Origin of the sequence: Streptomyces sp. URMC 124 (assembly GCF_051386455.1) — a bacterium.
Lineage (GTDB): Bacteria > Actinomycetota > Actinomycetes > Streptomycetales > Streptomycetaceae > Streptomyces.
The window spans coordinates 1-7,067 of record NZ_JBPQTS010000240.1 but is presented as its reverse complement, the minus strand read 5'-3'; the positions used below and the strand labels follow the sequence as shown (position 1 = coordinate 7,067).

Annotated in this window: 9 protein-coding genes and 1 tRNA gene; 4 read left to right on the top strand and 6 right to left on the bottom strand. The window is 73.6% G+C overall.

What is annotated here, in order from left to right; all coding sequences use genetic code 11:
• Nucleotides 1–630, bottom strand: a 630-nt coding sequence (gene upp, locus ACSNOG_RS31125; protein WP_436756053.1) for a uracil phosphoribosyltransferase, incomplete at its 3' end; no start/stop codon positions are given.
• A 189-nt stretch (nucleotides 631–819) separates the two neighbouring features.
• Here upp and ACSNOG_RS31120 point away from each other — a divergent pair.
• The 4 genes from ACSNOG_RS31120 (at nucleotide 820) to ACSNOG_RS31105 (ending at nucleotide 2,460) form a co-directional block, all read left to right on the top strand.
• Complete coding sequence (locus ACSNOG_RS31120) at nucleotides 820–1,056, top strand: hypothetical protein (RefSeq protein WP_436756052.1); 237 nt, start codon at nucleotides 820–822, stop codon at nucleotides 1,054–1,056.
• A gap of 173 nt (nucleotides 1,057–1,229) precedes the next feature.
• Nucleotides 1,230–1,754: a tRNA adenosine deaminase-associated protein gene (locus ACSNOG_RS31115; RefSeq protein WP_436756051.1), complete on the top strand. Its 525-nt coding sequence runs from the start codon at nucleotides 1,230–1,232 to the stop codon at nucleotides 1,752–1,754.
• A gap of 34 nt (nucleotides 1,755–1,788) precedes the next feature.
• Nucleotides 1,789–2,298 carry a tRNA adenosine(34) deaminase TadA gene (tadA, locus tag ACSNOG_RS31110; RefSeq protein WP_436756050.1) on the top strand — a complete coding sequence of 170 codons (510 nt, stop codon included), beginning with the start codon at nucleotides 1,789–1,791 and terminating at the stop codon, nucleotides 2,296–2,298.
• A gap of 72 nt (nucleotides 2,299–2,370) precedes the next feature.
• Nucleotides 2,371–2,460 (top strand) — tRNA-Ser (locus tag ACSNOG_RS31105).
• Nucleotides 2,461–2,555: 95 nt separating this feature from the next.
• Here ACSNOG_RS31105 and ACSNOG_RS31100 read toward each other — a convergent pair.
• From ACSNOG_RS31100 to ACSNOG_RS31080, 5 genes are all read right to left on the bottom strand, one after another.
• Nucleotides 2,556–3,008 carry a VOC family protein gene (locus ACSNOG_RS31100; protein WP_436756049.1) on the bottom strand — a complete coding sequence of 151 codons (453 nt, stop codon included), beginning with the start codon at nucleotides 3,006–3,008 and terminating at the stop codon, nucleotides 2,556–2,558.
• Nucleotides 2,981–3,529: a nitroreductase family deazaflavin-dependent oxidoreductase gene (locus ACSNOG_RS31095; RefSeq protein WP_436756048.1), complete on the bottom strand. Its 549-nt coding sequence runs from the start codon at nucleotides 3,527–3,529 to the stop codon at nucleotides 2,981–2,983. Before ACSNOG_RS31095 ends, ACSNOG_RS31100 begins: the two co-directional genes overlap by 28 nt.
• Nucleotides 3,530–3,534: 5 nt before the next feature.
• Nucleotides 3,535–4,737, bottom strand: a complete 1,203-nt coding sequence (locus tag ACSNOG_RS31090; protein WP_436756047.1) for an MFS transporter — start codon at nucleotides 4,735–4,737, stop codon at nucleotides 3,535–3,537.
• A gap of 99 nt (nucleotides 4,738–4,836) precedes the next feature.
• Nucleotides 4,837–5,784, bottom strand: coding sequence for an aldo/keto reductase (locus ACSNOG_RS31085; protein WP_436756046.1), 948 nt, complete (start codon nucleotides 5,782–5,784; stop codon nucleotides 4,837–4,839).
• 121 nt (nucleotides 5,785–5,905) lie between these two features.
• Nucleotides 5,906–7,067: acyltransferase family protein (locus ACSNOG_RS31080; RefSeq protein ID WP_436756045.1), on the bottom strand; the 1,162-nt coding region annotated here is incomplete at its 5' end.

The window sequence follows — 7,067 nt, the reverse complement described above, 5'->3', positions numbered from 1 at the left end:
CGCCGTGCCGTACATGCGGTCGCCCGCGTCGCCCAGGCCCGGGACGATGTAGCCGTTCTCGTTGAGGCGCTCGTCGACCGAGGCGGTGACCACGGTGACCGGGGCGCCCGCGAGCTCGCGCTCCATGACCTCGACGCCCTCCGGCGCGGCCAGCAGGCAGATCGCGGTGACGTCGTCGGCACCGCGCTCGATCAGCTCGTTGATCGCGGCGACCAGCGTGCCGCCGGTGGCCAGCATCGGGTCCAGGACGTAGACCTGGCGGCCCGAGAGGTCGTCGGGCATGCGCGTGGCGTAGGTCTCCGCCTTGAGGGTCTCCTCGTTGCGGATCATGCCCAGGAAGCCCACCTCGGCGGTCGGCAGCAGCCGGACCATGCCGTCGAGCATGCCGAGGCCGGCGCGCAGGATCGGCACCACGAGCGGGCGCGGGTGGGAGAGCTTGACGCCGGTGGTCGCCGTCACCGGGGACTCGATGTCCACCTGCTCGGTGCGCACGTCGCGCGTGGCCTCGTAGGCGAGCAGGGTGACCAGCTCGTCGGCGAGACGCCGGAAGGTGGGGGAGTCGGTGCGCTTGTCGCGCAGGGTGGTGAGCTTGTGCGCCACCAAGGGGTGGTCGACGACGTGGATCCGCATGACATCGACATTAACCGAGCTTTCGGCCCCCGGCGGCCGCCGTGCGGCGTTCGACGCTCCGCCGCAGGTCTGCGGGGGTCTGTCGCCGCACTGGCATCAAACCACCACTTAGGGGGAAAGTGGGCACGTACGCCCGGTCTGTCGCTCCGGGCGTGGCCGGCGAAGCACTCGGCACGAGGTGGTCCTGCCATGGCTGAAGACGCCCCCGAGAAGCCCGACACGACGCGTGGCGCACCGGCGCCCGAACCCCGGTCCGCCGCCGAATCCGGCCCCGGGGCCGAGGAGGAGGCGGACCGCCGCCGCAGACGCGCCCAGTTCCTGCGCGAGCTCAACGAGGCGAAGGAACTGCGCGACCGCGTGCAGCCGCGCCGGGCCCGCGCCGCCCGGATGCGCCAGCAGATGCGGATGAGGACCTTCCGTTGGTGACGCGTCCGCCCGGACGGCGGCCCTGCGGCGCCGCGTGAGGCACATCTCTTCGGACTGCTGCACGACGCAGCGCGGAAGACCTCTCGCAACGGCGAGGTTTCTGCCACGATTCCGAGTGGGCGGGGTGGTCCCCGTCCGGCCCGGCACCGCCTATGACCAGTGGGAGAGTCACGGTGTACTTCGCCGCACTGCTCGCGCGCACCGAAGACGGATGGCAAGCGAGCGACACAGAACTCGACGACGTGGAAACCCTGGCCGACCTGGCCGACCTGGCCCGTGAGGCCGCGGTGGAGGACGACACGGTCCTGGCGCTCATCGAGCAGGAGGACGCCTGGTTCGGGGTCGTCCGCGTCGACGGTGAGGACGACCCGCGCGTCTTCGTCTCCGACGCCGTCGTCGCCGGCCGCAGCTCGTACGGCGCCATGCTGGTCGACGAGCTGATCGGCCGCGACGACACCGCCGACGACGACCTCGACGCCCTCGACCTCGACGGCACCGAGGACGGCGAGCCCGAGGCGGCCGAGGACGACGAGGCCGCCGCCCCGGAGGAGCCGAGGCCGGCCGGCCCGCTCGGCGACGCCGGGATCCTCTCCGACCTCGGCGTGGGCGAGAAGGAGCTGCTCGCCCTCAAGGGGGACGCCCTCGGCGAGATCGCCGACGCCCTCGGCTGCACGGACGTCCTGGAGGCCGTCCGCTGACGGCCCCCCGCTCCGGTTCGCTCACACTGGTGCCATGAACGAAGCCGTCCGCGAGCCGACCCACCACGACCCCGTGCGCGCCCCGTGGCTCGCCCCCATGCGGGCCGCCTTGGACGAGGCCGTACGGGCCCCCGCCACCGGCGACGTGCCGGTCGGCGCGGTCGTGCTGGGTCCGGACGGCTCCGTCATCGGCCGCGGCCGCAACGAGCGCGAGGCCACCGGCGACCCCACCGCGCACGCCGAGGTCCTCGCCCTGCGCGCGGCGGCGCGGGCCGTGGGCGAGTGGCGCCTCGCGGGGTGCACGCTGGTCGTCACGCTGGAGCCGTGCACGATGTGCGCGGGCGCGATCGTCCTCTCCCGCGTCGACCGCGTCGTCTACGGCGCCGTCGACGAGAAGGCCGGCGCGGCCGGCTCCCTGTGGGACGTGCTGCGCGACCGCCGGCTCAACCACCGCCCCGAGGTGATCCAGGGCGTTCTCGCCGGGGAGTGCGCGGCGCTCCTGACGGACTTCTTCCGCGGCCGCCCCGCGCCCCGGCGCGCCTGATGAGGAGCGTCACACCCCTTCACCCCGGAACCGATTTCAGAGCACGGCCCACCGTCCGCTAAGCTCTCTCTCGGTAGCGTGTCCGAGCGGCCTAAGGAGCACGCCTCGAAAGCGTGTGTGGGGGCAACTCCACCGTGGGTTCAAATCCCACCGCTACCGCCAGCGACACCCCTTCGCCCGTGGAAACACGGACGGAGGGGTGTTCTGCTTTTCCGGGCCTTCCTTCCGGCCTTCCTTCCGGCTGTTCCCCCGGCCGGTCAGTGCCTGATTTCCATCGGGATGCCGGTGGGCGTCGTGAAGTAGAGCCAGCGGTCGCCGGTCAGGGGGCCTTCCGCGATGGTCTCCGGGGCGCCGAGGAGACGGACGCCCGGGACGGCGCCCAGGCGCGCGGCGGCGGCGTCCACGTCGTCGACGTCGAAGGCGAGGTGCCGGCCGCCGATGTCGCTGTTGCGCGGCGGGCCGGCCGGAGCGCCGGGGGTAAGCACGATGCGCGCGCCGGGGGCCAGGCGCAGGACCACGTCGCCTTCGGGGGTCCGGCCGGTCTCCTCGGCGCCCAGGACGTCCGTGAAGAAGGCGGCCGAGGCGTCCACGTCGGCGACCGTGTGGATGACGTGGTCCACGCCGGGGGCCGCGGAGCCGTCCGGCGGCAGCTGCAGCAGGCGCAGGGTCAGGCCCCAGGGGGTCAGGAACTCGCCCGGGACCTCGCCCACCGTGACGCCGGGGACGCCGGCCAGGTGCCGCGCGGCGGCGCCGGGGTCGGCCACGCGCACGGCGAGGCGGTGGCGGCGTCCGCGGGGCGCAGCCGTACCACCGGGATGAGGCGGTCCGTGCGCTCCTGGAAGTCCGCGAACTGCGGGGATACCGCGACCTGCTGCGCGTAGAGGCGGTCGCGTTCGGCGCCCTCGGTGAAGACCGCCTCCACGCGGTGGGCGCGGCCTTCGTGCTCCACGGTGGCGACGGGGTGCGCGCGCAGGTTGCGGCACCAGGCGGGGTCGGTGCCGTCGCCTCCGTTGGCGGCGAAGACGACCCAGTCGCCGCCGTCGCGCAGGTACGTCGCCGGGGTGGTGCGGGGCAGGCCGCTGCGGCGGCCGGTGGTGGTGAGGAGGAGCAGCGGGACGCCCTCGAAGTCGCCGCCGACGCGGCCCGCGTGGGCGCGGAACTCCTCGATGACGCGCTGGTTGAAGGGGTTGGCGTTGCTGTCGGCGGCGCCGGGGGCCGGGGCATGCGTCATGGCGGTCAGTCCTTTCCTGCGGAGGAGGTGGCGAGCACCGGGGCCGGGCGGCGGGTCTTCAGTTCGTAGGCGCACAGGGCGAGCCCGAGGGCGACGACGGCCGCGCCCACGACCGGCGCCGCGCGCAGGCCCGCGCCGGACTGGACGGCCGCGCCCCCGAGCAGGCCGCCCGCGGCGATGCCGATGTTGAAGGCGGAGCTGTTCACGGACAGCGCCAGCGTCGGCGAGCCGACCCCGGCCGAGGTGACGATGATCGTGTTGAGGCCGGGGACGGTGCCGAAGTAGGCCAGGCCGAGCAGCAGGAGGGCGCCCGCGGTCGGCCAGGGGAGGGAGGCCACCGCGGCCAGCAGGAGCAGCGCGCCGGTCACGGCGGCGAGGATCAGGGTCAGGGACGGCACGAGGGAGCGGTCGGCCGCCTTGCCGCCGAGGGCGTTGCCCGCGACGCCGCCCGCGCCGTAGAGGAGCAGCAGGGCCGTGACGGTCTCCTCGCCGAAGCCGCTGACGTCGGTGAGCAGGGGCACGGCGTAGGTGAAGGCGGTGAAGACGCCGGCGCTGCAGAAGACGGTGATGGCGATGGCGCGCAGGACCCGGGGGCGGGCCAGGACGCGCAGCTCGGCGAGGGCGCTGCCGCCGCGGCCCGCGGGCGGCGGCTGCGGTGTGGACGGGAAGCAGCGGGCCAGCAGGGCGAGGCAGGCCAGGCTCATGGCCGTGATGGACCAGAAGGTGACGCTCCAGCCGTAGTGCCGACCGACGAAGCTGCCCAGCGGCACGCCGAGGACCATGGCGAGGCCGAAGCCGAGGGTGATCTTCGCGCCGGCGGAGGCGCGCTGCCCGGGCGGGGCGAGCTCGCCGGCGGAGGTCAGGCAGAGGGCGAAGACCGTGGAGTGGGCGAAGGCGCTGACGAGGCGTCCGGTGACGAGGAGGGCGTACGAGCCGGCCGGGGCGGCGAGCGCGGCGATGACGTTGCCGAGGGTGAAGAGCGCCAGCATGCCCAGCAGCAGGGGCTTGCGCGGCAGCCGGCCGGTGGCCAGCGTCATCAGCGGGCCGACGACGACCACGACGGCCGCGTACACGCTCACCAGCAGCCCCGCCGCGGACAGCGAGACCCCGAGGTCGTCCGCGATGCGCGGCAGGATGCCCGCGATGACGGACTCCGCGGTGCCGATGCTGAAGGTGCACAGCATCATGGCGACGATGGGCAGGGGCATGGTTCTCCGGGGGACGGGCCGGTGGCAGGGTTACGGGCCGGCGGTGCGTGGCGGGGGATCCACGCGCCGCCGGCCCGGGTCGGGGTGCCGCGGCGGCCGCTACTCGCGGGCGCCGACGGGGGCGGGCAGGGCGTCGAGTTCGGCGATCTCGGCGGCGGTCAGCTCGACGTCGGCGGCCGCGGCGTTCTGCTCCAGGTAGGCGAGCGTCTTGGTGCCCGGGATCGGCACGACGTGCTCGCCCTGGGCCACGAGCCAGGCCAGGGCGACCTGCGAGAGGGTGACGCCGTGGCGCTCGGCGATCGTGGCGACGGTGTCCACGATGGCCTTGTTGGCCGCCATGGCCTCCTCGGTGAAGCGCGGCATGGCGCGGCGCCAGTCGTCCTCGGTGAGGTCGGCGGGGTTGCTGAAGCGGCCGGTGAGCAGGCCGCGGCCCAGCGGCGAGTAGGGCAGGAAGGCGATGCCCTGCTCGTTGCAGTAGGGGAGGACCTCGCCGAAGGAGTCGCGGGTGAACAGCGAGGCCTCGGACTCCACGACGGCGACCGGGTGGACGGCCTGGGCGCGCTTGACGTCCTCCAGCGCGACCTCGGACAGGCCGATCGCGCCGGCCTTGCCCTCGGCGACGAGCTCGGCGAGCGCGCCCCAGCTCTCCTCGACCGGGACGCCCGGGTCGATGCGGTGCAGCATGTAGACGTCGACGTGGTCGGTGCCCAGGCGCTTCAGGCTCGCCTCCAGGGCCTGCTTCAGGTAGTCGGGGCGGCCGTTGAGGGAGAGGCCGTTCTCGTCGAGGACCAGACCGCCCTTGGTGGCGAGCACGACCTGGTCGCGGCGTCCGGCGAGGGCCTTGCCGACCAGCTCCTCGTTGGTGAACGGGCCGTAGACGTCGGCGGTGTCCAGCAGCGTGACGCCCAGGTCGATCGCGCGGTGGATCACCTTGACGGAGGCGTCGTCGTTCCGGTTCTGCGGGTCGTAGGCGAAGGACATGCCCATGGTCCCGAGACCGATCCGGCCGACCTCCGGGCCGTTCTTCCCCAGCGTGGTGGTGCGCATCGTCGGACTTCCTCTCTGCCCCCGATCAGGAGCGTCCGCCCCTCGGATCAGGAGCGCTTGAAGTTTCAAGTAAAAATCTAGGCGGTCGGGCGGCGGCCCGCGACGGGGCCGGACCTGTTTGTCAGGTTCGTTTCCGCGGCCGCGCGAAGCGCATGGCCGGGCGCTCGACGGCGGTGTGGAGCAGCCAGGCGCAGAGCAGGGCGGCGCCGGCCTCCAGGGCGATGACGGCCAGGGCGAGGGGCGTGGGCAGGGCCCAGCGGGCGCCCATGCGGCCGCGCGCGAACTCCAGCAGGACCTGCTGGACCATGTAGAACGCGAAGGACACCTCGCCCAGCCACAGCATTACCCGCCCGCGGAAGGGCGACCGCGTGCCGTTCACGTCCGCCGTGGCGGCGGCCGGGATCAGCAGCGCGAACGGCACGATCGTGACGGCGTTGATCGCGTACGGCGGGGGGACGAGCAGGGAGACGCCGTACGCCGCCACGGTCAGCAGCCCGGCCGGCAGCAGTCCGAGGGTGATCCAGCGGCCTTCGAGGACGATGCGCGCCATGAGGATGCCGAGCACGAAGTCCAGCAGGCGGGTGGCGGGCAGGATGTAGACCAGCCAGAACTGCGGCTCGGAGACCGCGTACGGCACCTCGATCACCGGCGAGCCGGGGACGAACAGGTCGGCCGCGAGGGCGACGGCCGCGACGGCGGCCATGGTGCCGAGCGCGTACCACCACAGCCGGTCCGCGCGGATCCGCCGCACCAGCCGCACCCAGAACGGGAACGTCAGGTAGAACAGCAGCTCGCACGAGAGCGACCAGCTGGGCGGGTTGACGCTGAAGTACACGTCGATGTCGTGGAACCAGGACTGCACCAGCAGCAGGTTCGGCACCGCCTGGGCCGCCCCGGTGGTGGAGGCCGCGATCAGCAGCAGGCCGAGGACCCACATCACCGCGTGGTTGGGGAAGATCTTGAAGAAGCGGCGGCGCCAGAACGACACGGCGCGGTCGCCGGGACGCGCCGACCACGTCATCACGAAGCCGCTGAGGACGAAGAAGAACGACACCCCCACCCAGCCGGCGCGGCTGAGCACCTGCCGGTACGCCTCCGCCGCGCCGCCGTCGGCGAACAGGTCGGTCGCCACGTGCGGCAGCGACGCGTGGTAGAGGAACACCAGCAGGGCGGCGATGAACCGCATGCCGGTGAGGGACGGAAGGCGCGAGCGGCAGCCGGTGGGAGCTGATCGCCGGTGACCGTGCAGCCCGACGTGCGGGTACGGGAGGCCGCCGCCCCGG

Excerpts from the sequence above, each read along its gene's own strand:
- tadA (WP_436756050.1), top strand. The coding sequence starts at position 1,789 with ATGAACGAAGCCGTCCGCGAGCCGACCCACCACGACCCCGTGCGCGCC.
- ACSNOG_RS31085 (WP_436756046.1), bottom strand. The coding sequence starts at position 5,784 with ATGCGCACCACCACGCTGGGGAAGAACGGCCCGGAGGTCGGCCGGATC.
- ACSNOG_RS31095 (WP_436756048.1), bottom strand. The coding sequence starts at position 3,529 with ATGACGCATGCCCCGGCCCCCGGCGCCGCCGACAGCAACGCCAACCCC.
- ACSNOG_RS31090 (WP_436756047.1), bottom strand. The coding sequence starts at position 4,737 with ATGCCCCTGCCCATCGTCGCCATGATGCTGTGCACCTTCAGCATCGGC.
- ACSNOG_RS31120 (WP_436756052.1), top strand. The coding sequence starts at position 820 with ATGGCTGAAGACGCCCCCGAGAAGCCCGACACGACGCGTGGCGCACCG.